The organism is Bacillus sp. FSL L8-0167, assembly GCF_038630295.1.
In the GTDB taxonomy this organism is placed as follows: Bacteria; Bacillota; Bacilli; order Bacillales; family Bacillaceae; genus Bacillus; species Bacillus safensis.
This window is the reverse complement of record NZ_CP152027.1, coordinates 2139600-2166299: the sequence shown is the minus strand read 5'-3', so window position 1 is coordinate 2166299 and position 26700 is coordinate 2139600. Positions and strand designations below refer to the sequence as shown.

34 protein-coding genes are annotated in these 26700 nt (G+C 41.2%); 30 read left to right on the top strand and 4 right to left on the bottom strand.

Features of this window, described 5'->3' with window-relative positions:
• Window positions 1-132: 132 nt before the first annotated feature.
• Window positions 133-582, bottom strand: a complete 450-nt coding sequence (locus tag MHB66_RS11110) for a YfmQ family protein (RefSeq protein WP_024422888.1) — start codon at window positions 580-582, stop codon at window positions 133-135.
• A gap of 279 nt (window positions 583-861) precedes the next feature.
• Between MHB66_RS11110 and MHB66_RS11105 the strand changes: the two genes are divergently transcribed.
• The 5 genes from MHB66_RS11105 (at window position 862) to MHB66_RS11085 (ending at window position 4535) form a co-directional block, all read left to right on the top strand.
• Window positions 862-1341, top strand: coding sequence for a GNAT family N-acetyltransferase (locus MHB66_RS11105; protein WP_024428048.1), 480 nt, complete (start codon window positions 862-864; stop codon window positions 1339-1341).
• Window positions 1338-2312 carry a GNAT family N-acetyltransferase gene (locus MHB66_RS11100; protein WP_034280332.1) on the top strand — a complete coding sequence of 325 codons (975 nt, stop codon included), beginning with the start codon at window positions 1338-1340 and terminating at the stop codon, window positions 2310-2312. Before MHB66_RS11105 ends, MHB66_RS11100 begins: the two co-directional genes overlap by 4 nt.
• 79 nt (window positions 2313-2391) lie before the next feature.
• Window positions 2392-2718, top strand: coding sequence for an iron-sulfur cluster biosynthesis family protein (locus tag MHB66_RS11095; protein ID WP_024428050.1), 327 nt, complete (start codon window positions 2392-2394; stop codon window positions 2716-2718).
• Window positions 2719-2730: 12 nt separating this feature from the next.
• Window positions 2731-2970 carry a YqkC family protein gene (locus MHB66_RS11090; protein ID WP_034280334.1) on the top strand — a complete coding sequence of 80 codons (240 nt, stop codon included), beginning with the start codon at window positions 2731-2733 and terminating at the stop codon, window positions 2968-2970.
• Between the two features lie 302 nt (window positions 2971-3272).
• Window positions 3273-4535 (top strand): tetratricopeptide repeat protein, encoded by a 1263-nt coding sequence (locus MHB66_RS11085; protein ID WP_046311682.1) that lies wholly within the window; start codon window positions 3273-3275, stop codon window positions 4533-4535.
• A gap of 26 nt (window positions 4536-4561) precedes the next feature.
• Here the strand turns inward: MHB66_RS11085 and MHB66_RS11080 are convergent, their stop codons facing one another.
• Window positions 4562-5488 (bottom strand): alpha/beta hydrolase, encoded by a 927-nt coding sequence (locus MHB66_RS11080; protein ID WP_046311680.1) that lies wholly within the window; start codon window positions 5486-5488, stop codon window positions 4562-4564.
• 123 nt (window positions 5489-5611) lie between these two features.
• On the opposite strand from MHB66_RS11080, the gene MHB66_RS11075 reads away from it, so the two are divergent.
• The gene (locus MHB66_RS11075) at window positions 5612-5836 is read left to right on the top strand and encodes a YqkE family protein (RefSeq protein ID WP_024422881.1); all 225 of its coding nucleotides are present in this window, start codon (window positions 5612-5614) and stop codon (window positions 5834-5836) included.
• Between the two features lie 184 nt (window positions 5837-6020).
• Complete coding sequence (locus tag MHB66_RS11070) at window positions 6021-6425, top strand: antimicrobial peptide LCI (RefSeq protein ID WP_231293918.1); 405 nt, start codon at window positions 6021-6023, stop codon at window positions 6423-6425.
• A 135-nt stretch (window positions 6426-6560) separates the two neighbouring features.
• Here MHB66_RS11070 and MHB66_RS11065 read toward each other — a convergent pair whose 3' ends face one another.
• On the bottom strand, window positions 6561-7484 hold the full coding sequence (locus MHB66_RS11065) for an aldo/keto reductase (RefSeq protein WP_046312285.1): 924 nt from the start codon (window positions 7482-7484) through the stop codon (window positions 6561-6563).
• A gap of 168 nt (window positions 7485-7652) precedes the next feature.
• Here MHB66_RS11065 and MHB66_RS11060 point away from each other — a divergent pair, with 168 nt between their 5' ends.
• The 23 genes from MHB66_RS11060 to lysA all read left to right on the top strand — a co-directional run bounded on the left by MHB66_RS11060 (window position 7653) and on the right by lysA (window position 25607).
• Complete coding sequence (locus MHB66_RS11060) at window positions 7653-8210, top strand: NUDIX hydrolase (RefSeq protein ID WP_046311676.1); 558 nt, start codon at window positions 7653-7655, stop codon at window positions 8208-8210.
• Entirely contained in the window at window positions 8207-9388 is a 1182-nt protein-coding gene (locus tag MHB66_RS11055; RefSeq protein WP_046311674.1) for a TIGR00375 family protein, read from the top strand. Before MHB66_RS11060 ends, MHB66_RS11055 begins: the two co-directional genes overlap by 4 nt.
• On the top strand, window positions 9375-9827 hold the full coding sequence (locus MHB66_RS11050; RefSeq protein ID WP_046311672.1) for a GNAT family N-acetyltransferase: 453 nt from the start codon (window positions 9375-9377) through the stop codon (window positions 9825-9827). Before MHB66_RS11055 ends, MHB66_RS11050 begins: the two co-directional genes overlap by 14 nt.
• A gap of 68 nt (window positions 9828-9895) precedes the next feature.
• Entirely contained in the window at window positions 9896-10117 is a 222-nt protein-coding gene (locus tag MHB66_RS11045; RefSeq protein WP_034280349.1) for a hypothetical protein, read from the top strand.
• 110 nt (window positions 10118-10227) lie between these two features.
• The gene (locus tag MHB66_RS11040; RefSeq protein ID WP_080943459.1) at window positions 10228-11358 is read left to right on the top strand and encodes a S8 family peptidase; all 1131 of its coding nucleotides are present in this window, start codon (window positions 10228-10230) and stop codon (window positions 11356-11358) included.
• 116 nt (window positions 11359-11474) lie between these two features.
• Window positions 11475-12119, top strand: coding sequence for a stage II sporulation protein M (gene spoIIM / locus MHB66_RS11035; RefSeq protein WP_024422873.1), 645 nt, complete (start codon window positions 11475-11477; stop codon window positions 12117-12119).
• A 110-nt stretch (window positions 12120-12229) separates the two neighbouring features.
• Window positions 12230-12682: a ferric iron uptake transcriptional regulator gene (gene fur, locus MHB66_RS11030; RefSeq protein ID WP_003215577.1), complete on the top strand. Its 453-nt coding sequence runs from the start codon at window positions 12230-12232 to the stop codon at window positions 12680-12682.
• A 117-nt stretch (window positions 12683-12799) separates the two neighbouring features.
• Entirely contained in the window at window positions 12800-13027 is a 228-nt protein-coding gene (locus tag MHB66_RS11025) for a YqzK family protein (RefSeq protein WP_034280782.1), read from the top strand.
• Between the two features lie 6 nt (window positions 13028-13033).
• Window positions 13034-13924: a site-specific tyrosine recombinase XerD gene (gene xerD, locus MHB66_RS11020; RefSeq protein WP_041117871.1), complete on the top strand. Its 891-nt coding sequence runs from the start codon at window positions 13034-13036 to the stop codon at window positions 13922-13924.
• Window positions 13925-14077: 153 nt separating this feature from the next.
• A complete protein-coding gene (gene deoB, locus MHB66_RS11015) occupies window positions 14078-15262 on the top strand; it encodes a phosphopentomutase (protein ID WP_041117869.1) in 1185 nt (394 codons plus the stop codon).
• A gap of 11 nt (window positions 15263-15273) precedes the next feature.
• Window positions 15274-16086 carry a purine-nucleoside phosphorylase gene (locus MHB66_RS11010; protein ID WP_046311669.1) on the top strand — a complete coding sequence of 271 codons (813 nt, stop codon included), beginning with the start codon at window positions 15274-15276 and terminating at the stop codon, window positions 16084-16086.
• A 126-nt stretch (window positions 16087-16212) separates the two neighbouring features.
• Window positions 16213-17400, top strand: a complete 1188-nt coding sequence (locus MHB66_RS11005) for a D-alanyl-D-alanine carboxypeptidase family protein (RefSeq protein WP_034280356.1) — start codon at window positions 16213-16215, stop codon at window positions 17398-17400.
• 160 nt (window positions 17401-17560) lie between these two features.
• The gene (gene spoIIAA, locus MHB66_RS11000; RefSeq protein WP_024422866.1) at window positions 17561-17914 is read left to right on the top strand and encodes an anti-sigma F factor antagonist; all 354 of its coding nucleotides are present in this window, start codon (window positions 17561-17563) and stop codon (window positions 17912-17914) included.
• Window positions 17911-18351, top strand: coding sequence for an anti-sigma F factor (gene spoIIAB / locus MHB66_RS10995; protein ID WP_024422865.1), 441 nt, complete (start codon window positions 17911-17913; stop codon window positions 18349-18351). Before spoIIAA ends, spoIIAB begins: the two co-directional genes overlap by 4 nt.
• A 13-nt stretch (window positions 18352-18364) precedes the next feature.
• Window positions 18365-19132 (top strand): RNA polymerase sporulation sigma factor SigF, encoded by a 768-nt coding sequence (gene sigF, locus MHB66_RS10990; RefSeq protein WP_024422864.1) that lies wholly within the window; start codon window positions 18365-18367, stop codon window positions 19130-19132.
• Between the two features lie 114 nt (window positions 19133-19246).
• Window positions 19247-19867: a stage V sporulation protein AA gene (locus tag MHB66_RS10985; RefSeq protein ID WP_024422863.1), complete on the top strand. Its 621-nt coding sequence runs from the start codon at window positions 19247-19249 to the stop codon at window positions 19865-19867.
• The gene (locus MHB66_RS10980; protein WP_034280358.1) at window positions 19857-20273 is read left to right on the top strand and encodes a stage V sporulation protein AB; all 417 of its coding nucleotides are present in this window, start codon (window positions 19857-19859) and stop codon (window positions 20271-20273) included. The genes MHB66_RS10985 and MHB66_RS10980 overlap by 11 nt, the downstream gene beginning before the upstream one ends.
• A gap of 20 nt (window positions 20274-20293) precedes the next feature.
• Complete coding sequence (spoVAC, locus tag MHB66_RS10975) at window positions 20294-20746, top strand: stage V sporulation protein AC (RefSeq protein ID WP_034280360.1); 453 nt, start codon at window positions 20294-20296, stop codon at window positions 20744-20746.
• 12 nt (window positions 20747-20758) lie between these two features.
• Window positions 20759-21775 (top strand): stage V sporulation protein AD, encoded by a 1017-nt coding sequence (spoVAD, locus tag MHB66_RS10970; protein ID WP_034280361.1) that lies wholly within the window; start codon window positions 20759-20761, stop codon window positions 21773-21775.
• Window positions 21775-22125: a stage V sporulation protein AE gene (spoVAE, locus tag MHB66_RS10965; RefSeq protein WP_024422860.1), complete on the top strand. Its 351-nt coding sequence runs from the start codon at window positions 21775-21777 to the stop codon at window positions 22123-22125. Before spoVAD ends, spoVAE begins: the two co-directional genes overlap by 1 nt.
• A gap of 6 nt (window positions 22126-22131) precedes the next feature.
• Window positions 22132-22740, top strand: a complete 609-nt coding sequence (locus MHB66_RS10960; protein WP_046311665.1) for a stage V sporulation protein AE — start codon at window positions 22132-22134, stop codon at window positions 22738-22740.
• Entirely contained in the window at window positions 22685-24166 is a 1482-nt protein-coding gene (locus MHB66_RS10955; RefSeq protein ID WP_087975842.1) for a spore germination protein, read from the top strand. Before MHB66_RS10960 ends, MHB66_RS10955 begins: the two co-directional genes overlap by 56 nt.
• A 115-nt stretch (window positions 24167-24281) precedes the next feature.
• Window positions 24282-25607: a diaminopimelate decarboxylase gene (lysA, locus tag MHB66_RS10950; RefSeq protein ID WP_034280367.1), complete on the top strand. Its 1326-nt coding sequence runs from the start codon at window positions 24282-24284 to the stop codon at window positions 25605-25607.
• A gap of 38 nt (window positions 25608-25645) precedes the next feature.
• Here lysA and MHB66_RS10945 read toward each other — a convergent pair whose 3' ends face one another.
• Entirely contained in the window at window positions 25646-26530 is an 885-nt protein-coding gene (locus MHB66_RS10945) for a DUF1002 domain-containing protein (RefSeq protein ID WP_024422856.1), read from the bottom strand.
• Window positions 26531-26700: the final 170 nt, after the last annotated feature.

Below are 26700 nucleotides of genomic sequence, written 5' to 3'. Positions count from 1 at the left end.
TATGTTCTGTATACATTTTAACCGCCAGAAGGTGAAATTGATACTGGTAAATCATTCAAAGAGAAGAGTGTAAATCCATACAAAAAAGACGAAGTGTCTCCACTTCGTCTCATCTGGGTAAAATGAGTCATTTTAAGCATGTGCCAAGTTGTTGGATGTTTGGAGCGGCTCAGAACGCAAACGATAGGCCGTTAGTTTTTTCTTAGGCTTATGGGTAAACTGCCGCACCACATCCACGTGGTCATCGTAATGATACAGATAAAGGGTTACATCATGCTTGCCAAGCTTTGTTTGCATGGTAAGCGGCGCCGGTCCTTCCTGTGGATGAAGAAAACGCTCTTCGTCACCAGGGTAAATATAGTAGCGTTCAATAAAGATCGCATCATTAAAATGTTGAATAATTTCAGATGTTTGCTGATCATCGAGTGGACGTCCTTGAAACGTCATCGTTGTTTGATCACTTGTTACTTTTGCATGCACCGCATAACGACTAAAAAGGCGTTCAACAACACCCGAAGGCAGCGAAGTGACAAGCAGCTTTAAAAGACTAAACACAACAAGTGAAGTAACAATCCAAACCAATATCATCATCTCCAATAAACGTTTGTTCCATTTCCTATATGATCCATCTTAACATAACAAAAGAATAAAACTTTCGCACAAAAAGTGAACTTTTTGAAATAAGTGTGAAGATTTAAAAGGAGATGACAGCGAAAGAACGAAGAACCAACAAAGCTGAAAGGAAAAAAGGCTGATACATCACCTTTACAAACAATTGATCAGACAGGTAGACTATTGAAACAGTTGATTTTTTGTGAAAAAAGAGCGGTACAGCTAAAAATGAAAAGGGGCGAGGTCATCATGATACGTCAAGTAAAACCGTCAGATTTTTATGCGGTCACATCCGTCATTCAAAGCTGGTGGGGAGGCAGAGATTTGCGCGCAAAATTGCCAAAGCTATTTTTCGAACATTTTCAGCAAACAAGTTTTGTTGTTGTTGAAAAAGGTGAACTGATCGGCTTTTTAGTCGGTTTTTTATCGCAATCACATTCAGATGAAGCGTATATTCACTTTGTCGGGGTACATCCAGACCACCGGAAATTAAAGATTGGTAAAATTCTCTATCAAGCGTTTTATGAAGCGGCTGAAAAGGAAGGAAGAACGACGATTAAGGCCATCACAGCTCCTGTCAATAAAGTCTCGATTGCTTACCATACAAAGCTCGGTTTTCAGATAGAAAAGGGAGATAAAACAGTGGATGGCATTTCAGTTTTTTCAGATTACGACGGCATTCATGAAGACCGGGTGCTATTTGTGAAAAAGCTGGAGGCGAAAGCATGATCATCAGACTGGATCAAAAAAATAAAGAAATAGCAAAAGAGCTGTTACATATACAATTAGCCGCATATCAGCGGGAGGCAGAACAAATTGGCTATCAAGATTTACCGCCCTTAAAAGAAACGGTTAAAGACATAATAGAAACAGATGAGATTTTCATAGGATTTGAAAAAGAGGGGCATTTGTTAGGGATCGCTTCATATGAACTGCATGACGATCGGATCATCCTCAGCCGGTTAGCTGTGCACCCACATCATGTCAATCAAGGAATCGGGACAGCGCTCCTGCAATCCATTATCCAGCATCAAAAAACAATCGAGCTCACAACAGCAGAGGCAAATACACCAGCAATCAAGCTTTATGAAAAATTAGGGTTTAAACAGAAGGCCCGTTTGCAGGTGGAAAACAATCTGATGTTAACAAAGATGGAACGTTTGATGCTTCGAAAGGTGGAAGTGATTGAATACCAATCGAGCTGGCCAAAACAATTTCAAGATGAGCATGACAAGCTGAAAAAGATAGTTGGCGACAACTGGGTATATGGCCACCATATTGGCAGTACGTCAGTCATAGGAATGGCGGCTAAGCCAATTATTGATATCTTGCTAGAGGTGAAGCATATCAGCAGCTTAGATGAGTGTAACCATCTGTTTCGCCAGCTTGGATATGAACCGCTCGGAGAAAATGGACTCAAGGGAAGACGTTTTTTTAGAAAAGGCGGCTTGAACCGAACACATCACGTTCACGCCTATGAAGCCGGACATGATGATGTAAAAAGGCATTTGGTGTTCCGAGATTATTTAAAAGCTGCACCTGACCGTGCCAAAGTCTATGCAGATAAAAAGCGTCAATTGGCAAAAGCCTATCCTGAAGATATGGCAAGTTATATCAAAGGAAAAGATGAGCTCATTAAAGAAATTGAACAAGAAGCGTACAATTGGTCAGACCAGTTAAAGACAAATGATCAGACATAAGAGCTGACAGGGCGTGAACATGTTTAATTGATGACTGATATGTTACAATGTAACAATCAACGAAAAAAGGATGTTCGGCATGTATATTCATATAACAGAACCAGCAGCAGCGTTCCTTACAAAACAACAAGCAGGGCATGAAACAAAAGAACTGCTCCTTCGATATGATTCAGATGGGTGCGGCTGTGCGGTAAGCGGTGTCCCAATGATTTGGCTCACAGGCGAAAGAACAGGCGAATGGGAAGAACTCAAGCATAATCAGCTCTTTAAGCTGTACATACACACAGCACAAAAGGTCTTTTTTGACGAGGAAATGACGATTGATTTTAACGAAAAAGCCAACACACTCATGTTGAAAAGTCCTCAACAAATACTCAGCCCGAGAATGGGTATACTTGTAAAGTAAGGTGGAAATGTAGTGGATCAAAAGCTAAAAGCAATACAAAATACGGCAAAAAATAAAACATGGGTGTCGTTTTTAAATAACAATCATCCCTATAGCCTTTTGCACTGGTCAATAGGTGGAATGGATTCGGTGAAAAAGGACGTTTGGCTTCTTCAAGATGAAGTCACATTTGAAACAGAAGAATTTCCAACGCTCGATTTAGCTGTCAATTGGATCAAAGAGAATATGGACCAAGTAACAGATGTATTATAAAAGCCCTTTTTCGAAAGGGTTTTTTTCGTGCGTTCATCATCTCATCACACCGTATGGCTGTCTAATCCGGAAAATGAGCTTTTGAGAACGGAAAAACCCGTTTTTCAACAAACAATTCGACAAAATGAGCAAGCTGGAAATAAAAAAATAATGGCTGTAAATGCCGAAAAATAGGCATTTGCAGCGTTTATTGCGGGATACCGAAAACTTTGCGAAAAATGACTTTTCATATTTCTTCCATTCGAGGAAATGTGATAGAATACAACATGTATCGTATATGAGAAGGGAGGTGCTAAAGTGAATTGAAGCTCAAGCTGTCATCGCCTCAGGTTGGAATCAAAATAAACGAATGGTATAGGCAGATTTGCGGATTTCATGTGATGAAAGCAGAGAAGCTGAAGGCGGAGATCGAGCAGGAAATCCTGGAGATGGAGCAGGATCAAAACTTATTATTGTTTTACCAGCTGATGGATTTTCGCCACAAGGTGATGCTTGAATATTTTGAACCGGCAAAGAAAGCCTCGAATGATGAAGAGATTAAGAATTTGCTAGAAACGATTGAACATTCACAAACGAAATTAACGGATATGCTTGAATACTATGTTCATTTTTTCACAGGAATGTTTGAATTTGAACAGAGAAACTATTTAAGTGCCATTGCTTATTACCGCTCAGCAGAAAAAAAGCTCAATCTCATATCAGATGATATAGAAAGAGCAGAATTTTACTTTAAATTAGCAGAAATTTACTACCACATGAAACAAACCCACTTTTCGATGCACTATGCCTTGCAAGCGTTAGATACGTATTCTGCCTACAGAACGTACACGCTGAGAATCATCCACTGTGAATTTGTCATTGGTGCAAACTATGATGATTTGAAATGCTATGAACATGCATTGCCCTACTTTAAAAATGCTCTAAAGCGAGCACGCTCAATTGGAAACCCTCGAGTCATAGGTTCGGCCCTTTTCAACTTAGGTAACTGTTATTATCAAATGAACGATCTTGCGGAAGCAAGGCGTTATCTGAAAGACTCTATTGAAGTGTTTGAAAAGGAGAATTTAACCCATCTTAATCGCTCTCTAGACCCACTATTTATGCTGACACAAATCCTGTTTAAACAAAAACAAATAGAAGAGTCATTAACCCTCTATCAACAAGGTATTATGAAGGCCTGTGAATTAGAAGATGAAATTTACATCTGCAAATTTCAATTCTTAAAAGCATTGTACGTTGATGCAGACATAACAATCATAGACGATACATTAGACCTGCTCGAGGACAAGCGCTTATACCCAGATATTGAGGAATTGGCACTTGATGCGGCTCATTATTACAATGAGCTTGGACTGTTTGAAGTATCTACCCGGTTTTACGAAAGGAAAATTCAAGCCATATCAAAAATCCAAAATGGGGGTCATTTATATGAAAACGAGTTTGATAGTTCTTTTATTGGCAGCAACTGCAGGATTATCGGTCATGAGTCAGCAGCAATCGGAAGAGAGCCATATGGAGCTTGCGGGCAGACACCATACAACAGTGGTGACTATCGCATAAGTTAGCTCAAAAAGAGGGGACGAACTGCTGTTCATTCTCCTCTTTTATTTTCATTCAATTCAAATCTTTGAAGAAATGCTTGAATTTCTTGCTCATAAGCTTCCTTATTTTCGCTAAAAGACATTGCATGCGCACCGTGTGGCGCAATAAATAACTGTTTGTCACCCTTTTTTCGAGTATATAACTGCTGACTTTGCTCACAGGGGATATAGTCGTCATGGCGGCTATGAATAAAAAGTACAGGTTCTTTCACCTGATCGATCACATCAAGAGGGGAAACTTGCCGGATGCGGTATCCGTCCCGCCATTTTAACACTTGATCACTTAGTGGAAGAATCCATTTTCCTGAAAGGCGAAAATCTGTTTTTAATCGATAAAGAAGCTGGTCCTCAAAAGAAGCAAAAGGGCAGTCTGCTATGTAAAAATTGGCGTTTGCTTCCGGCTTTGCAGCATATAACAAGGTCGTGACTGCACCCATTGATTCTCCGTGTATCCCAATGATGGCACTTTCTCCGAGTTTTTGTCTGAGCCACTTTACGATCTTTGCTAGATCTTCTTTTTCATAATATCCATAACTTGTGGTTTTCCCGCCGCTCATTCCATGTCTTCTATGATCATAAAGCATCACATTCCATCCGAGCTTTTGGAATAATTTCATATACTTAACGGAGTTAATCAAACTGACTGTAACACCGTGGCAAAGGACGATTGTTCGTGTTGTATGGGGATACGGCACAAAATAGCCATGGAGATCATAACCAAATGCTGAAGGAATACACACTTTCTCTTTTTTAAGCTGTTGAAATTCCTCGTGTTGATAATGGCCTCCATCTGATTCTCGTTTGATGAGCTCTTCATCCGTTAATTTTCGAATATACATCATTTTATTGGTGAAAAAAATACCGATTGCAGCGAGTGGACATAATATGAAGGCAAATATAGCGATCCATTTCTTCATCTAGCCGATTCTTCCTTTCTGGGTTTTTTTCTATGAAGATCATACCACATCTTGGGAGATTGGCGTGCCTCTTGCTCAGAAAATAAAACGGATGATACACTAAGTCAAAAGGAGAGAGGCACAATGAAAAAGACCAAACAAGATCAAGCGAAATTAAAGGATGGCATAAACGATGATGTCAAACAGCAGCTTCTTCAAATGAAGCAGAACCTTGCCGTCGAGACAGAAAAAAGAGAAGAACAAAAACGACAAGACCTCCTTCGGCAGCAGAAAGAAAAAGAAAAAAACAAAAGTTTTTCAGAGCTGCTAGATGAAAGCCATTTAGACTGGAGAAAGTATAAAAGCTAAAAAAGAGGGCGATGATGCTCTCTTTTTTTCTTAAGATAGATCCACAGCAGAAACATAGAAGTGTTTAAAAAGAAAAGCACTTCTTCCCCCTTCACATCGCTTCATTTCAGAATCGTGACAGTATGATATTTACAGTCAAACGAAACGAAATCCCATAACTTATGTTTAAGATAGAAGTAAAAAGGTGAGTATTGAATTATTTAAATTCCTTTTTATTGAAAATATGGTTATTAAGACCCTTTTGATAGAGGATCATTCTCCTTATAATGAAGGTGTATTACAAAATTTGGTAATGGAGATGATTCACATGAAATTGAGAAAAACAATGGCTGGAGTCGCTTTATCTTTAGGATTGCTTTTACCTGTTTCTGGACAAGCTCTTGCAACAAATGATTTAACGAATGCTGATTTGAGTACAAAGGCTACTTCAATTGTAGATTGTTCTGTAACCCCTTTTAAAGGCGCAAGTAATCGACTATGTATGTATTCAGATAATGGTTCTTTTGCAAATAGTTTCAGTCGCTTTGGTACTACATTTTATCTTAAAGGAAAATCTGGAAATTATGCATATTATGAAAGTGCAAGATAAGGACAACGGGGCTTTTAGCCCCTCCTCATTTTTAATAGAGAAACACTAGCATCATACATACGCTAAAATAAAAAGATTGTAGAAAAACATGAGTTCTTCTACAATCTGAGAGATCACATCATGTGATCTTTTTTGTTATTTGAACCGATGCGTTTCATACACAGATGGTTTTGTATAGTAAGTTAATGCTTTGACTTCTTGGTCACTTAATGAACGTGCATTTGCTGCTGCTATATTTTCTTTTAACTGATCCACTGAGCTTGCACCAAATACAACGGAACTGACCGCAGAATGTTTCAGTATATACTGAATGGACAGTTCAGTGAGTGATAGGTCATAAGCGACTTTCTTTAAAGAAGGAATGATCTGCTGAAGCTCTTCAAATGAATATTGAAGATAGCCGTTTTTTTGAATCGCTGCACTTGCTTGAGAAAGTGGCTTTTCAGTTAATAATCCTTTCGTTAAAGGACCTCTTGCGACGACACTAATGCTTTGTTCTTCAAGTAGAGAGAACCATTCTTCTGGGCGGCGGTCGAGTAAACTATATTGCATCATCACGCTTACGATATTGGACTTTTTGGCATATTCTTTAATGACATTTGGACGGATAGATGAAATGCCATAATAACGAATAACGCCTTCCTCTACTAATTCTTCAAAAGCCTCAATCGTTTCATCAATGGGGTCATCAATCGTGCCTCCGTGCAATTGATATAAATCAATATAATCTGTTTGAAGCCGCTTGAGGCTTTGTTTTACTGCTTCCTTTATGTACGCTTTTGAAGGGTCCCAGTCCCAGCCTGGTTTGCCTTTTTCAAAGCGGTTGCCGCCTTTTGTCGCCAAAATCAAATCCTGCCGTCTGTTTTTAATGGCTTCCCCGACAATTTCCTCATTTGTCCCAAAATCATATAAATCGGCTGTATCCAGATAGTTAATTCCGAGATCAATGGCCTCATCTAATAAAGAGAGCGCTTTTTCTTTTTCAGTCCCAAGAGACATGCATCCTAGTGCCGCCTCGCTCACTAAGAGATCTGAGGTGCCAATTCGTCTTTTTTTCAATTCCATCACACTCCTATCCCTTCACATTAAGTGAAAAAAATCAGGAATTCAAGCTAGGTGATTTCAAATGGCGTATTGAAGCAAACGTTTCGCTTTTCGCTTCTCTTAAATCATCTATGTTAAAATAAATGAAGTAAAAAGTGAAAGTAGAACGAGGAGCTGACAAAATTGAAGGACTTTGAAGAAAAAACATTATCGTCGAAAGAATTATACAACGGAAAAATCATTGATTTGGTTCTTGAAGATGTAGAATTGCCTAACGGAAAACAAGGCAAACGCGAAATCATTAAACATCCTGGTGCAGTAGCCGTCATTGCACGTACAGACGAAAATAAAATCATCTTGGTCAAACAATACCGTAAAGCACTAGAGAGAGCCATCGTTGAAATTCCGGCCGGAAAACTAGAAAAAGGGGAAGAGCCGGCACATACAGCATTAAGAGAATTAGAAGAAGAAACAGGATATACAACCCAGCAGCTTCAAAAGCTGACGGCCTTTTATACATCACCTGGTTTTGCAGATGAAATTGTTCACATCTATCTAGCAGATCAGCTAGTTCCGCTTGAAGAAAAAAGAGAGCTGGATGAAGATGAATTTGTCGAAGTAATGGAAGTTTCATTAGAAGAAGCTCTGCACCTCATTGAAAAGCAGCATATTTATGATGCAAAAACAGCCTATGCCATTCAGTACTTACAACTGCAAGAGGTACTTGAGTCAACAAAATGAAGGAATTTTTTGCAGACATCCATATCCATATTGGCAGAACAAGAACAGGCAGAGCTGTCAAAATTACAGGTGCAAGGTCACTGACAATTGACCAAATTCTTATTGAAGCAGCAGAAAGTAAAGGGATGGGGATGATTGGTGTGATTGATGCACAATCTCCAGAAGTCCTAGAAGAATTAATAGAAGGTGTAGAGGAAGGCAGGTACACGGAACTAAATGACGGCGGTTTATCATTTGGAGAGACAGTGCTCCTTTTAGGCAGTGAATTAGAAATCAATGATGACCATTCAAAGGGTCCGATTCATGTGCTGGCATTTATGCCCACACTACACAAAATGTCTGAGTTTTCCGCATGGCTTTCGCTTCATATGAAAAATGTGCATTTGAGTTCACAGCGCCTCTATGTTGATGGGAAAACACTTCAGCGCAAGGTTAAGGAGCTGGGAGGATTGTTTATTCCTGCTCATATATTCACGCCTCATAAAAGTCTATACGGCAAAGGGGTCAACACTTCTTTGACGGAAGTATTTGATCCTGACCTTATTGATGCTGTTGAGCTTGGTCTTAGCTGTGATACGTCAATGGCGTCCCAGCTGAGTGAGCTGAACCGGTATCCTTTTTTAACGAATTCAGATGCTCATTCTTTAGGAAAAATCGCGCGGGAATATACAAAAATCAAAATGGATCATGCCTCTTTTGCCGAATTCAAGCTAGCTCTTGAAGAAAAAGATGGCAGAGCCGTCACAGGAAATTATGGACTTGCTCCGCGGCTTGGGAAGTATTATCATACGACCTGCGAGAAATGCGGGGTTAGACCTCACGCACCAGATCAAGAAGAGTGCCATGTATGCGGACATACACGGATGACAAAAGGAGTAAGTGAACGTTTAAAAGAGCTTGCTGACCAAGAAAGTGAAAAAGGAACGAGACCTCCTTATGTTCATCAGCTCCCGCTTCAGTTTATTCCGGGTGTTGGACCAAAAACGCTGGAGAAGCTAAAAGCCGTGTTTCACACAGAGATGAATATTCTACATCAAGCAACAGAACAAGAACTAAAAGCCGTTCTGCCAGAAAAGACAGCGGGCTACATCATCAAAGCAAGGAAGGGCGAAGTCGAACTGATCGCTGGTGGAGGCGGAGTGTACGGTAAGGTGGATATCAATCATGAGTCACATTAAATGGACATGTCAAACGTTTGAACAATTGTCAAAAGAGGATCTTTACTTGATTCTCATGGAAAGAGTCAACGTGTTTGTTGTAGAACAAACATGCCCTTACCCTGAAATTGATCACCGGGACCAAGAGGCGCTTCATCTCATCGCAAAAGAGAACGGCACGATTGTGGCTTATTGCCGAATTTTCCAAAACGGGATCATGTACAAGGAGGCGTCCATCGGCCGCGTGCTTGTGACGCAGGCCGGGCGGAAAAAAGGCTATGGAAAGCTGCTGCTCATCAAGGCTTTGGAAAAGCTTAGTGAACTAGGTGAAACAAGTGTCAAAATACAGGCGCAAGCCTACCTGAAGTCATTTTACGAATCATTTGGTTTCAAGGCTGTCTCAGATGTTTATGATGAAGATGGGATTCCGCATCTTGATATGGTGAAAACAGAAAGATAGACGTTTTTACGTCTATCTTTTTTATGTAACATCGTGTATCATAACGTCAACGAAAGGGGTTTTGCCAAATGGGAAAAAGCAAAGCAAAGAAAAAACGAGAGCATATCCAAAGGCAGCAGAGCCGAAATCCAGAACTGTCGAGAGGAAACATGCCGCATTTTAGCACACACGAAAGGAAGACAAAAACAAAACAGGAAGCCTTGCAGCATATGATGAAGAAACATAAAGGACGAAATGCTTATGATCACTATCAAGAGGATCATAAGCATTTTTATTTTGCTTTTTTGTGACAACTAGATCAAATAAATGGAAAAATTTAAAAAATAGGACAAACGGTCGTTTCTTTTTGTCTAAATATGTAGTTAAATGACAAAAAGAAACGAAAGGGAGAGTGAGTATCGTGAACGTCAAGTCATTTGGAGCAGGGCTTTGTATGGCAAGTGTGCTTGTGACATCCGTCATGTTTGGCGCGTCAGATATTTCTGCAAAGGAGCAAACAAAAAAAGAGTACATGATCGGCTTTTCTTCTTCCGTTCAAGACAAAACACAAAAACAGCTTGTAGAAGAAGCTGGCGGGCATGTGAAAGAATCAATAGAGCAAATAGATATGATGAAAGTGTCGCTGAATGAGACTTCGAAAAAGAAACTGAATGAAGCAAAAGAAGTGACCTTTATCGAGGAAGACCAAAAAGCAAAAACAAGCGCTCAAACGATTCCATACGGCGTCAAAAGCATCAAAGCACAAAAGGTACATAAACATGGATACGCTGGACAGAATGTCAAAGTAGCCGTTCTTGACAGCGGCATCGACGGCAAACATGAGGATTTACATGTCACCGGCGGGGTGAGCTTTGTACCGGCAGAGTCTGATCCGTTTGTTGATCCGCATAAACATGGAACGCATGTGGCAGGCACAATTGCAGCATTAGATAATAAGGTAGGTGTCGTGGGTGTTGCACCAAAAGCTTCTATCTATGCTGTCAAGGTGGCAGATGAAAATGGTGACGGCTACTATAGCTGGATCATAAAAGGGATTGAATGGGCCATTGAGAATGACATGGAAGTCATCAATATTAGTATGGGGGGAGCAAGTGAATCTGAGGCGCTGAAAGAAGCGGTAGATCGAGCGTATGATAAAGGGATTCTCATTGTGGCTTCTGCAGGGAATGAAGGAAGCTATGGCTCTCTCAATACGATTGACTATCCGGCTAAATACAGCTCCGTGATGGCGGTTGCCTCTGTTGACCAAAAAAAGCAAAGAGCTTTTGATTCATCTGTTGGCGAAGAACTGGAAGTCTCAGCACCAGGCGTTTCAACGCTGAGCACCATTCCTCATAACGAATATGGCTACATGAGCGGAACGTCAATGGCATCACCGCATGTAGCGGGCGCTGCGGCTGTCATTCTATCAAAACATCCGAATCTGACAAACGATGAAGTACGCGAGAGACTGTCAAAAACGGCGACAAAGCTTGGAGAACCTTTTTATTACGGTGCCGGGCTTGTGAACGTACAAAAAGCCGCTCGATAAATGAAAAAGAGAAAGCAGTGAGCAGGCTGCTTTCTCTTTTTTCTTTCGATAAAACTGTCATGTTTCGTAATCTCTCTCATAGAATCTAGTAACCTTACTATTTGGGAGGAAGACACATGCGGAAAAAGTCTTGGAAGGAGCATCTTCTTCAGCACGTAAAAGATCATCTCTCGATTTATTTATTTGTCTCTGTACTCTTTTTAATGGGTGTGATCTTCGGGGCGATTATTGTCAATAGCATGACATTCAGCCAGAAAGAGGATTTATTCTATTATTTAAATCAATTTTTTGGTCAGCTGACAAATGAGAAAGCAGCAGAATCAAAAGAAATGTTTTTACAAAGCTTCCTGCATCATATGAAATATTTAGGCCTTATGTGGATACTTGGAATCTCCATCGTTGGTCTGCCGCTCATCTTTCTCATGATCTTTTTAAAAGGAATTGTTGTTGGGTTTACTGTTGGTTTTCTCGTGAATCAAATGGGGCTGAGTGGATTTTTTCTCTCGTTTGTATCGGTGCTTCCGCAAAACATTTTGCTCATTCCAGCCTATTTAGTGATTGGCACTTGTGCGATTGCGTTTTCCATCCGGCTCATTGGACAGCTCTTCATGAAAAAAACCATCAGTCAAGCACCCGTCCAGTGGTTTGGCCGGTATGCATCTGTTCTGCTGATGATTTTAGCGCTTGCTGCACTGTCGTCTTTTTTTGAATCGTACATATCATTCATGCTGATGAAAAAGCTGGCAGGTGTTCTTTTATAATTGTTATTAATTAATAATCAATTTATTTATCAATTTAAAATGATTATAGTTGGCTCTCAGCACATCATTTGATATAATGATCAAGTAATGTGGCGTAGGAGGGAAAGTCAATGGAAAATAGGATTGATCGAATTAAGAAGCAGCTTCATTCTTCCAGCTACAAGCTCACGCCACAGCGTGAAGCCACAGTAAGAGTACTGCTTGAGAATGAAGAAGACCATTTAAGTGCAGAAGATGTATACCTCCTCGTAAAAGAGAAGTCTCCTGAAATTGGTCTTGCTACTGTTTATCGGACGTTAGAATTGCTCACTGAACTGAAAGTTGTTGATAAAATTAACTTTGGAGACGGCGTTTCGCGATATGATCTTCGCAAAGAAGGAGCCGCTCACTTCCATCATCATCTTGTCTGCATGGAATGCGGAACAGTCGATGAGATAGAAGATGATTTATTAGAAGATGTCGAAGAGATTATTGAACGTGACTGGAAATTTAAAATTAAGGATCATAGATTGACATTCCATGGTATTTGCCACCGGTGTCATGATGATGAATCCGGCAAATAATCCGAATTGGAACCTTTTCATTTAAGATGAAGAGGTTTTTTGCATTTTCGCTGTATATTCCTTGTCCCACCTGGCATATGCTGAAGTAATGAGAAGGTGAGAAAGGACTTGAAGTTTATGCGAAAATGGCTCAAAACAACAGGTGAAGTGATCAAAGTATTTATCTTGTTCACTGGTTTTACCGTCCTGTTCTATTATGCTATGATATGGATAAATTCAGAATATGAAAGCTACCATCGTTATGATAAACCAGAGGGTGCAGCAATTAAAGTGATGGAAATGGATCAGCCGAACCAAGAAAATTGGCAAGACCGATTGATTTATTTTTATCAAAACGGGGAGTAGAAATCATTGAACGATCAATTATCCGACTTTATTCATTTTATGACCGTAGAGAGAGGACTCTCTGAAAATACCATTGTTTCTTATAAAAGAGATTTACAGAACTACTTGTCTTTTTTAATGACACATGAACAGCTGACGGATATTAGCGATGTCACGCGTCTGCATATCATTCATTATTTAAAGCAGCTAAAAGAGGAAGGGAAATCGAGTAAAACGTCTGTACGGCATCTATCATCGATCCGTTCCTTTCATCAATTTCTGCTTCGGGAAAAAGTGACAACGAATGACCCGTCATGGAACATTGAAACGCAAAAAACAGAGCGGACTTTACCGAAAGTTTTATCATTAGGGGAGGTCGAAAAGCTGCTTGATACACCAAATCAGCACACTCCCTTTGACTACCGAGACAAAGCAATGCTTGAGCTCTTATATGCAACGGGGATTCGCGTCAGTGAAATGCTGGATCTGACCCTTGCCGATGTTCACCTCACAATGGGCTTTGTCCGCTGTTTTGGAAAAGGAAGAAAAGAGCGTATTGTGCCAATCGGTGAAGCTGCTGCAAGCGCAATTGAAGAATATATCGAAAAGGGAAGAAGCAAGCTGTTAAAAAAACAGCCGTCCGATGCCCTATTTCTCAATCATCATGGAAAAAAAATGTCGCGTCAAGGCTTCTGGAAGAACTTGAAAAAACGAGCCATCGAAGCAGGGATTCAAAAGGAACTGACGCCTCATACGCTCAGACATTCATTTGCTACACACCTGCTTGAAAACGGTGCGGACTTAAGAGCTGTACAGGAAATGCTCGGACATGCCGATATCTCGACAACACAAATTTATACACATGTGACGAAAACAAGACTGAAAGATGTGTATCACAAATTCCATCCAAGGGCATAAGTAAAGCATGACACAGTGAACGGGTGTCATGCTTTTTCATGTTTACACCGTTTATGGTTGTCAACTGGCTTGTAAACGGTTTATACTTGAGATGTCTGACCTCTCACTGTTTGTAAGGTCAAAAGACAAGAATATTGAAGGAGGCGCTTTTTAATGCCTGATTATCAGTATAAACGTATTTTCCTCGTCGTCATGGATTCAGTAGGAATTGGGGAAGCACCAGATGCTGCTGATTTTAATGATGTAGGTGCAGATACACTTGGACATATTGCTGAAAAAATGAACGGGCTTCATATGCCGAATATGGCGAAGCTTGGGCTGAGTCATATTAAAGAAATCAAAGGAATTCCAGCGGATGAAAAACCGCTTGCGTATTATGGAAAAATGCAAGAAGCATCAAACGGTAAAGACACAATGACAGGACACTGGGAAATCATGGGTCTTTACATAGACACACCGTTCAAAGTCTTTCCAGAAGGATTCCCAGATGAACTATTAAATGAACTAAAAGAAAAAACAGGCCGAGGTATTATTGGAAATAAACCTGCGTCTGGTACGGAAATTTTAGATGAGCTTGGCGAAGAGCACATGAAAACAGGCGATTTAATTGTTTATACATCTGCGGATTCTGTGCTGCAAATTGCTGCGCACGAAGAAGTTGTGCCATTAGATGAACTTTATCGTATTTGTGAAATTGCCCGTGAACTCACATTAGATGAAAAATATATGGTTGGTCGGATTATCGCTCGTCCGTTTGTCGGAGAGCCTGGCGCATTTGTTAGAACGCCAAACCGTCATGACTATGCGTTAAAACCATTTGACCGTACAGTCATGAATGAACTGAAAGATGATGGACTCGATGTCATTGCGATCGGAAAAATTTCTGATATTTATGACGGCGAGGGTATCACATCATCTCTTAGAACAAAATCAAACATGGATGGAATGGACAAGCTGGTCGATACACTTAAAACAGACTTTACAGGACTCAGCTTTTTAAACCTTGTTGATTTTGACGCTCTTTACGGACATAGAAGAGATCCAGAGGGTTATGGAAAAGCACTAGAGGAATTTGATGCACGTCTTCCTGAAGTGTTTGACCTGTTGAAAGAGGATGACCTTCTTGTGATCACAGCAGATCATGGTAATGACCCAGTTCATCACGGAACAGATCATACAAGAGAATATGTTCCGCTCATTGCTTACAGCAAAAAGCATCAGGAAGCAAATGAACTGCCAACAGCAAAAACGTTTGCTGATCTTGGGGCAACCGTTGCAGATAATTTCAAGACAACGATGCCAAAATACGGAACAAGCTTTTTATCTAAACTCAAATAGGGGGAAATTTCGTGGGAGCACAGTTTTCAGAAGCGGCGGCATACATTAAACAAGCATCGACATATGTACCAACAGTTGGGCTCATTTTAGGATCAGGACTTGGCATTTTAGCAGATGAGATTGAAAATCCAATCAAAATAAAATATGAAGATATTCCTGGATTCCCTGTTTCAACAGTAGAGGGACATGCAGGGCAGCTCGTGATCGGAACGCTGAAAGGCACTGTCGTTTGCGCTATGCAAGGACGTTTTCATTTCTATGAAGGATATGATATGAAGCAAGTGACGTTTCCTGTCCGTGTGATGAAAGAAATTGGCATTGACACATGCATTGTCACAAATGCAGCCGGCGGTGTGAATACGTCATTCCGCCCAGGAGATCTCATGCTGATCACAGATCATATCAATATGATGGGAACCAATCCATTAATTGGCCCAAATGACAGTCAAGGCGTTCGCTTCCCTGATATGTCTGCACCGTACGATAAAGAACTAATGGCACTTGCAGAAGAAACAGCCCAGCGTTTAGGTATATCTGTACAGCAAGGGGTTTATGCAGGGATGACAGGGCCTTCATATGAAACACCTGCTGAAGTTCGTTTCTTAAGAACACTTGGAGCAGATGCGGTCGGAATGTCGACTGTTCCAGAAGTCATTGTTGCGCGTCATGCGGGAATCAAAGTACTTGGCATTTCATGCATTTCCAATGCGGCATCTGGTATTTTGGATCAGCCGCTGTCTCATGATGAAGTGATCGAAGTAACGGAAAAAGTGAAAGCAAGTTTTCTTGATTTAGTAAAAGACATTGTCAAACAACTTTCATAGCATGTGTCCAGAAGCCTTCTGCTACCCAAGCAGAAGGTTTTTTTTATTTGCAATCATACGATCTCTGAATAAAACAGCCTATATGAGGAAAAAATAGAAAGGATTACGATAATGGAGGTCTGCCACTTGAAACGTCATATATGTGCATTGTTTATTTTAATGATCCTTATCTCAATGGTTTCACCATCAGCGATAGCAAAAGAAAAGATTGAAAAACCAGGAGAAAAACAAACATCAGAATTGGCACACGAAGCCAAATCAGCGATCTTAATAGAACGAGACACGGGAAAGGTGCTTTACAATAAAAACAGCGATGAAAAGCTTGCACCCGCAAGTATGACCAAAATCATGACGATGCTTCTCATCATGGAAGCCATTGATCAGGGTAAACTAAAAATGACAGACAAGGTCAGAACGAGCGACTATGCAGCGTCCATGGGAGGCTCACAAATCTTCCTTGAACCAGGAGAAGAAATGACCGTGAAAGAAATGCTGAAAGGCATTGCGATTGCGTCAGGAAATGATGCTTCAGTTGCCATGGCAGAGCATATTGCAGGATCTGAAGAACAGTTCGTTGAGCAGATGAACAAAAGGGCGAAAGAGCTTGGCCTCACCTCAACGGTCTTTCAAAACCCAACAGGACTTCCTGAAAAAGACCATTACAGCACAGCTCACGATATGGCAAAAATGGCAAAAGAGCTGTTGAAATATGAACAAATCACCAAATTCACAGGTGTCTACGAAGACTATTTACGGCAAAACACAGATAAAAAATTCTGGCTTGTCAACACAAACCGTCTGATTAAATTTTATCCAGGGGTCGATGGGGTAAAAACCGGTTTTACAGGTGAAGCGAAATACTGTTTAACTGCATCTGCTAAAAAAGGCAACATGCGCGTCATTGCGGTTGTCTTTGGCGCAAGCACTCCGAAAGACAGAAATGCTCAGGTAGTCAAAATGTTAGATTACGCATTTAGTCAATATACGACTCATCCGCTTTACAAAAGAGGGCAAGATGTGGCGGAGGTCAAAGTGAGCAAAGGGAAAAAGAAAAACATTCAGCTCGTTACTTCTGAACCGATATCCCTTTTAACGAAAAAAGGCGAAAATGTGGATCAGATCAAAAAAGAAATCAAATTGTCTCATGATGTCAAAGCTCCATTTTCAAAAGGAACGGAACTTGGTACGATCGTCTTGAAAAAAGACGGAAAAGTGCTGCATGAAAGCCCTGTAGAAGCAAAAGAAGGAATGGAAAAGGCAGGCGTTTGGACTTTCTTCAAACGAGCAATGGCTGATTTTGTGAAATGGAAATAAAAGGCGAAAGGCTGCTGTAATTGGCAGTCTTTTTGCTATGAGAAAAGAAAAGAACATCTAAATGTGACGAATGGTCACTAGTTTTGTCATGGTGAAGGATTTACTTCATATAAAAGAGAAACATTCTTTATCCGAAATTAGAGCAAGGAGGAATAAAAAAATGAGCCTTGGTATTGATTTTCAAGTAAAAGAGAGTGTACTTTGCATTCGGTTAACAGGAGAGCTCGATCATCACTCCGCAGAAACATTGAGACAAAAGGTGACGAATTATTTGGAAACAGAGGACATTCGCCACATTGTGCTGAATCTGGCTGATTTATCGTTTATGGACAGCTCTGGACTCGGAGTGATTTTAGGAAGATATAAAGAAATTAAGCAGCTTGGCGGGGAAATGGTCGTCTGTGCCATCTCGCCAGCGGTGAACCGGTTATTTGATATGTCTGGTTTGTTTAAAATCATTCGGATGGAGCCTTCTGAGCAAACGGCTTTGCAAACATTGGGGGTGGCATCATGAGAAATGAAATGAACCTGACTTTTTCGGCATTAAGCCAGAATGAATCGTTTGCAAGGGTGACAGTCGCGGCGTTTATCGCTCAGCTTGACCCGACTTTAGATGAATTAACAGAAATCAAGACCGTTGTATCTGAGGCAGTGACAAACTCCATCATCCATGGCTATGATGGGAATCCAGATGGAAAGGTGCATATCCATGTCACGCTAGATGACCATGTCGTTTATCTTACCATTCGTGACGAAGGTATGGGTATTACAGATCTTGAGGAAGCAAGACAGCCGCTTTTTACAACAAAACCAGACTTAGAGCGCTCTGGAATGGGCTTTACCATCATGGAGAATTTTATGGATGATGTCATGGTGGACTCATCACCAGAAATGGGCACGACCATCCGTTTAACAAAGCATCTATCAAAAAGCAAAGCGCTTTGTAATTAAAGGAGCTGCTCATATGGATGTGGAGGTAAAAAAGCAAGCTAAAAAAGCCCAGCTGTCAAATGATGAAGTCAAAGAGCTCATCAAAAAAAGCCAAGACGGTGATCAGCAAGCAAGAGACCTCCTCGTAGAAAAAAACATGCGTCTTGTTTGGTCCGTTGTTCAGCGCTTTTTAAATAGGGGATATGAACCAGATGATCTGTTTCAGATTGGCTGTATTGGACTGCTGAAATCTGTTGATAAATTTGATTTGTCATATGATGTAAAGTTTTCAACGTACGCCGTTCCTATGATCATTGGTGAAATTCAACGATTCATTCGGGATGATGGAACGGTCAAAGTCAGCCGGTCACTAAAGGAACTCGGAAATAAAATTCGGCGGGCAAGGGATGAATTGTCTAAGTCTCATGGAAGAATGCCGACCGTTCAGGAAATTGCTGAATATCTTGATATCACACCAGAGGATGTCGTCCTCGCCCAAGAAGCGGTGCGCTCCCCATCATCCATTCATGAAACGGTGTATGAAAATGATGGGGATCCGATTACATTGCTTGATCAAATTGCTGATCATTCTGAGGAAAGATGGTTTGACAAAATCGCACTGAAAGAAGCGATCAAGGAATTAGAAGAACGGGAAAAACTCATTGTGTATTTAAGGTATTATAAAGATCAGACACAATCTGAGGTTGCAGAAAGACTTGGCATTTCACAAGTACAAGTCTCACGGCTTGAAAAGAAAATTTTAAAACAAATCCAAATGCAAATGGATCAAAAAGACAGCTAGCCAATTCGGCTGGCTTTTTTTGTGTGGTAATTACCGGTAAATCAAGTTCTATCAGTATGAGAACCATTTTTCACCACATACTATTTTTAACCCATCGTATAGGAAGTGACTTGGATGGACGGACAAATCTTTATTCGGCTGCGCCATCGAATCAAAACTGGTATTGATCAGCTCATTTATTTAGAGGATATCGCCCAAATCACTGGTGATGAGTTTGCTGTGCAAAAGCTTAGCAAAATGCCGGTGTATCATGTCAGCAAAAAGGATCGTCACATCGCCGTACTTGATATCATGCATGTCGTCAAAACGATCAAAAAAACGTGGCCGGATATCGACATTCAAACCGTCGGCGGCTCTGAAGCTATTGTTGAAATTGATACAGGCAAACGCCAGCTTTCTCCCGTTTTATTTGTGTTTGTATGGCTCTTATTATTTGTCGGAGCGGCCCTTGCCATTATGAATTTCCACGAGGATGTCAGTATGCGGCTCGTTCATATCCGTCTATATGAAATGATCACTGGAAAAACGGTTGAGCATCCGTATTTATTACAAATTCCATATAGCTTTGGACTCGGCTTTGGCATGATTTTGTTTTTCAATCATGTATTTAAAAAGCGTTTAAATGAAGAACCAAGTCCGCTCGAGGTGGAAATGTTTAAATATCAGCTTGATCTCGATCATTACGTCGCACTCAACGAAAATAAAGAAACATTGAAAGATATCCATGATCGGTAAATGGCTGTTTGTCGTACTCGTTGGACTTGGCGGCGGTTTAACGGTCGGAGCAGGATTTGTGGCATTTCTTACAGTGCTTGGCATCATTCCCCGCTTAATGCAATTAACCAAAACGCAGCGCTTCATACAAGGGTACGAGGCGGCTGTCATTAGCGGGGCGGTCGTTGGCGGCTGGGCCACCTTAAGTCAAATACATCTGCATTTAACCAAATGGCTGGCACTGCCGGTCGGTCTTTTATCAGGTATCTTTGTCGGCATGCTTGCAGCTGCACTCACTGAAGTATTAAATGTACTTCCTATATTAACGAAAAGAATTGGAATGGACGGGAAAATTGTTTTGCTGCTCATGGCCATCGTCTTAGGAAAGGTATTTGGTTCACTATTTCATTGGCTTATTTATATTTAAGAAATTGGAGGGAACAACACGTGTCGAGTTTAAAAGAGAACTATCCATCTAAGGTGAAAACGTATCAGCCCAAACCTCCTTATGTCATCAACTGCATCAAGGCGTTTTTAGTTGGCGGCTTAATCTGTCTGATAGGTGAGGGGCTGCAAAATTTCTATATCCATTTTTTTGATTTTAACGAAAAGACAGCAGGGAATCCGACGGTGGCAACCCTCATTTTAATTTCTTCTCTATTAACGGGTATCGGTATTTACGATAGAATCGGCCAGTTTGCTGGAGCCGGATCAGCTGTACCAGTGACAGGCTTTGCTAACAGTATGACAAGTGCTGCCCTTGAGCATAAAAGTGAAGGGCTTGTTTTAGGTGTTGCCACAAATATGTTTAAACTCGCTGGGAACGTCATTGTGTTTGGTGTCGTTTCCGCATATGTCGTAGGGATCATTCGATACGTCTTTGAAAAGATGTTTTCGTAGGAGGAATGAAAGGTGAAACTAACAGGTAAACAATCTTGGGTATTTGAGCACAAGCTTTATGTCAATGCAGAAGGAACTGCTGCAGGACCGAAAGAAAAAGAAGGCCCGATTGGCCATTTAATTGATAAAACGTACGATGAAATGCACTGTGATCAAAAGAATTGGGAAATGGCTGAAAGGAAGCTCATGGATGATGCGATATCAACCGCTTTATCAAAAGCAAATTTGCAAAAAAGCGATATTGACCTGTTGCTGGCTGGAGATTTACTCAATCAGAACGTCACTGCAAACTATGTGGCAAGAGAGCTGAAGATCCCGTTTCTTTGCTTGTTTGGGGCATGCTCGACTTCAATGGAATCGGTTGCCATTGCGTCAGCGCTCATTGATGGCGGTTTTGCAAATAGAGCCATTGCAGCGACAAGCAGCCATAATGCGACGGCAGAACGCCAATTTCGTAATCCGACAGAATACGGCGGACAAAAGCCCGATACAGCAACAAGTACAGTGACAGGAAGCGGAGCCGTTATTATCAGCCAAGAAATCTCTGACATTCAAATTACAAGCGCAACAGTAGGCAGGGTCATGGATCTTGGCATTACAGATCCATTTGATATGGGATCGGCCATGGCACCGGCAGCGGCAGACACCATCAAGCAGCATTTAGAAGACTTAGGAAGAACAGTAGATGATTACGATCTGATTTTAACTGGTGATTTATCAGGCATTGGTTCACCGATCTTAAAGGATCTTCTGAAAGAAGACGGCATTCAGCTTGGGCGAAAGCACGATGATTGCGGTTTAATTATCTATACACCCGACCAAAACGTATTCGCAGGAGGCAGCGGCTGTGCTTGTTCAGCTATTGTGACATTTAGTCATATTTTTCAAGAAATGAAAGCAGGGAATTTGCAAAGAGTACTTGTTGTGGCAACCGGGGCGTTACTCAGCCCGATGATGGTTCAGCAAAAAGAGACCATTCCAACCATTGCGCACGGTGTCGTATTTGAGCGTGCAGGAGGAGAGAGCTAATGGATTATCTTATCGCTTTTGTGGCAGGCGGACTTATTTGCGTCATTGGCCAGCTTTTACTAGACGTACTTAAACTCACGCCTGCACATGTCATGACTACTTTTGTTGTAGCGGGTACCATTTTAGATGGATTCGGTATTTATGATAAATTTATTGAATTTGCAGGTGCGGGCGCCACCGTACCAATCGTCAGCTTTGGTCATAGCTTGCTTCATGGGGCAATGCATCAGGCAGATGTACATGGATTCATCGGCATCGGTATCGGTATTTTTGAATTAACCTCTGCTGGAATATCAGCTGCGATTTTATTCTCATTTATTGTCGCACTTATCTTTAAACCGAAAGGATAACCGAATATGGGGCAAAGACGGAAAGTCATTTTAGTGACAGACGGAGATATATATGCTGCCAAAACTATAGAGCTTGCTGCTAAAAACGTCGGCGGACGATGTATTTCCAGCTCAAAAGGAAATCCAAGCAAACGGACAGGACCTGAACTTGTTCAGATGATTTTAAAAACGCCGTATGATCCAGTCTTTGTGATGTTTGATGATTCTGGTCTGACAGGTGAAGGAACAGGGGAGACGGCGATGAAACATGTGGCGCGCCACCCTGAAATCGAAGTTATTGGTGCGATCGCAGTTGCATCCAAGACGCATCAAGCAGAATGGACAAAGGTTCATGTCTCGATTGACCGGGAAGGTGAACTGACAGAATATGGTGTCGACAAACACGGTCTTCCCGAAATGGAGCCCCATAAAATGAGCGGGGATACAGTGTATTGCCTTGACTCCCTCAACCTTCCGTTAGTTGTCGGGATTGGAGATATTGGCAAGATGGGACGAAAAGATGATCTGAGCAAGGGATCTCCAATCACGATGAAAGCAGTGGAATTAATACTAGAAAGGAGTGGTTACCATGAAGAAAGACAAGGTAAACGTGTACCGAGACCCGAAGAAAAATGAAGATTACTTCAAGGAAAATGTCGGGATGGGTCTCAGCTTTGACCTTGGTGTTCGGAAAATTTATATACACGATCAGGAAATCCAGCTTTACTATGTAAACGGATTGTGTGATACACAGTATGTCATCTACTTATTAAAAGAGCTAATCGAAATCAATGACAACGAACCTGAATCAGATGATCTTGCACATGTAGTCGAGAACCGCCTTGTCAATCAGCAGGTGTCCAAGGTAGAAACGCTGGATGAAGCAGTGGATCAAGTACTGTCTGGGCTTGTAGCAGTCGTTGTAGAAGGTGAAAACTACGCCTTTATCATTGATGTTAGAAGCTATCCTGGCAGAATGCCTGAGGAGCCGGATACAGAAAAGGTGGTCCGGGGAGCAAGGGACGGCTTTGTTGAAAACATTATTGTAAACACAGCGCTGATTCGAAGAAGAGTACGGGATGAAAAGCTGCGATACAAAATGCTCAAAGTAGGCGAACGTTCAAAAGCGGATGTCTGTGTTTGCTATATTGAAGATATTGCAGACCCTGACTTAGTAGATATTATAGAAAAAGAAGTATCAGGAATCAAAGTCGATGGGCTGACGATGTCTGATAAAACGATTGAAGAATTTATTATTAAGCAAGGATATAATCCCTTTCCGCTAGTGCGTTACACCGAGCGTCCAGATGTCGCCGCTAACCACATATTAGAAGGGCATGTCATCATCATTACGGATACATCCCCTAGTGTCATCATTACACCAACCACTATTTTTCACCACGTTCAGCATGCAGAAGAATACCGCCAGGCACCTGCCGTTGGTACATTCTTAAGATGGGTACGCTTTTTAGGCATTTTATGTTCTACCTTTCTTTTGCCGATTTGGTTTCTTTTTATCCTCGAACCAAATCTCCTGCCAGACAATTTAAGCTATATTGGATTTAACAAACCTTCTCATATCCCTGTGATTCTCCAAGTATTTCTTGCTGATTTCGGGGTGGAATTTTTAAGGATGGCTGCGATTCATACGCCAACCGCATTGTCGACCGCCATGGGGCTGATCGCGGCTGTTTTAATTGGACAAATCGCCATTGATGTTGGTTTATTTACACCAGAGGTCATCTTATACGTCTCGCTGGCAGCGATCGGTACCTTTACAACGCCAAGCTATGAACTGAGTGTCGCCAATAAGATTGTAAGGCTCATCATCCTAGCACTAGTAGCGATCTTTAAGCTGAATGGACTCATCATTGGTTTTACGTTGTTAATCATTTATTTAACATCCATTCGTTCATTGCAGACGCCTTATATGTGGCCGTTCATTCCTTTTAATGGGAAGGCTTTGTGGCAAGTGCTAATTCGGACGTCTGTTCCTGGCTCAAAAGTAAGGCCGAGCATCGTTCACCCTCAAAACAGATCAAAAATTCCGCCAAATTCTTAACGCTCATTGAAAGTGGCTGAAGATTGTGATATTGTATTTTTAACTTTGAGACACGGCAAAAGGCAGCTCACGCAGCTGCCTTTTTTCAGCCGAAGCGGAGAAAGAGGGAATGACATTGTATTTACACGGCACTTGCAGACAAAATGAACTCGGTCATTTAGAAATTGGTGGTGTTGATGCCGTTTCTTTAGCTGAAACGTATGGGACACCACTTTATGTATATGATGTGGCTTTAATACGGGAGCGCGCAAAAAGCTTTCAAAAAGCGTTTATAGAAGAAGAATTAACGGCGCAGGTAGCATATGCGAGTAAAGCATTTTCCTCCATCGCTATGTTTCAGCTTGCCAAAGAAGAAGGATTATCTCTTGATGTCGTATCAGGCGGTGAGCTTCACACAGCCATTTGCGCTGGATTCCCAGTAGAAAAAATTCATTTCCATGGCAATAATAAAAGCAGAGAAGAATTAAAAATGGCTTTAGAGCATGGGATCGGCTGTATTGTTGTGGATAATTTCTATGAAATGAAGCTCATTGAACAGCTTGGTCAAGAGCTGTCAAAAAAAGTAAAAGTATTGCTCCGCATCACGCCTGGTGTCGAAGCGCATACGCATGATTACATTACGACAGGTCAAGAGGATTCAAAATTTGGCTTTGATCTTCACAATGGACAAGCAGATGAAGCGGTGAAACAAGTGCTTGGATCAGAAGTCATCGAGCTTTTAGGAGTCCATTGTCATATCGGTTCACAAATTTTTGATACGGCTGGTTTTGTCCTTGCAGCAGATAAAATCTTTTTGAAGCTGGATGAATGGAGAGAATCATTTGGTTTTATTTCTACAGTATTAAACTTAGGCGGCGGTTTTGGGATTCGTTATACAGAAGAGGATGAACCACTTCCTGCAACAGAATATGTCGAGAAAATTATCCAAGCTGTGAAAGAGAACGTTGCCCGCTATGAGTTTGATATGCCAGAGATTTGGATAGAACCAGGCCGTTCTCTTGTAGGAGATGCAGGGACGACTCTTTATACGATCGGATCATCAAAACATGTACCTGGCATCCGCGATTATGTGGCGATAGATGGCGGAATGAGTGATAACATTCGTCCAGCTTTATATCAAGCGAAATATGAAGCCGCAAGTGCCAACAAAATGAGCCAAACGCATGATCAAACGGTTTCAATTGCCGGTAAATGCTGTGAAAGCGGAGATATGCTCATTTGGGATATCGATCTGCCAGAATTATCACAAGGGGATTTATTAGCTGTCTTTTGTACCGGAGCTTACGGCTATAGTATGTCAAACAACTATAACCGTATCCCGCGCCCAGCTGTTGTTTTTGTAGAAGACGGGGAAGCGCAGCTTGTGGTTGAGCGTGAAACATATGAGGACATTGTCAAACTTGATTTACCGTATCAATCAAAAGTGAAATCATCTACTTAAAAAAGCCGCCTGGTGTTCAGGCAGCTTTTTTTCATGAATTATTTTCCTCCAGTGAATACAGAAACGATCGCATTCCAAATGGAGACAAAGAAATCCCAAATCTTTTGAAGAAGGTTTTTCCCTTCATCCGATTCTATGAATTTAGTAATCTTGTCTTTTGCTTTATCAATTTGAGATCCTACTTGATTCCAATCGATATTGATGTTTTTCATTTTATCAAATAGCGAGACAAGCTGATCTTTTTGATCCTGCGTCAGATTTAAGTTCAAATCAGAAGCAGCCTGATCCACTTTTTCTTCTACTTCTTTTGTGGTTTTAGGAACACCATTTTTTGCAATGTCATCTTTGATTTTTGCAATAAGGGCAGAAGCGTTGTCTTTTCCGATAGAGTCACCCAATTTAGAAGTTGTCACAAGCTCTTCGTTTGCCACCTGCTTCACATCTTCTGGAATGGCTTTGTCGCTTGACACCTCATACGCTTTTAGTAAGCCCGTCAGTGCGGCTGTACCAGATACTTCAAATGGAGCAGTCACGACAACCTTGGCATCTTTGACACCTGCTGTCATTAAAGCATTTAAATACATCTCATCTGTAATGGTCTTGATGTTGTGTGTATCCACAGTCAGACCAGTACCTGATTTTTCAATGGTGATCGATGAAGATGATAATGCTCTCGTCCCGATAGAAGAACGAGGGATATACTTTCCTAAATATTCGTGCTCTTCTTTATTGGTTACTTCAATTTTTGTCGCATTTTCAGGTGGGTTCAACTCGTCAAGCACCTTCTGGCGATCAGCCGGTGTTAGGTCTTGCCCGAGTGTGACGATGACATCGCCGACAGCTGCATCCGCTAAGCTGACTTTTGGCGCACCAATTAGGAAAAGGAGCGCTGCCATCATACCAAGCATCATTTTTTTAAACATGTTGACCTCCTTCAAGTCGAAAGCGTTCCTCTTTCAAGAGAAACTCATCTTTTGAGTACACGTGTTGAAGTGCACTCCATCATATAGACGTAACAAATTGGCTCGACGTTTCAATTTTCTTTTTAAGATGTGTTCCTTTTCCAATAAATGAAGACATGTCATTTAGTCAA